General features: G+C 36.6%; 1 pseudogene. It reads right to left on the reverse strand.

Annotated elements, in window-relative coordinates:
- Window positions 1–227, reverse strand: a pseudogene (locus tag V6256_RS15575) (sulfite reductase [NADPH] flavoprotein alpha-component); the annotation flags it as partial.

Here is a 227-nt window from a genome sequence, read left to right on the forward strand (position 1 = left end):
GCTAAATTCCTTATCTTCACCAGAAATGCTTAAATTTACTTTATAATCAGCGTTGTAACCTAATTCAGCGATTAGCTCATCTACTAGTGCTTCATCATTTTCAAACCAGACACCTAAAGCATCACCAGTTTGATAAGTTAAACCTGACTCTCCTAAATCAATTTCTATGTGGCGATCGTCTTTCGCTGAATCGCGCCCAGTAATTTTTTGACTTAACGAAAAATCAG

It is taken from the genome of Psychromonas aquatilis (genome assembly GCF_038155185.1).
Classification (GTDB): domain Bacteria; phylum Pseudomonadota; class Gammaproteobacteria; order Enterobacterales; family Psychromonadaceae; genus Psychromonas; species Psychromonas aquatilis.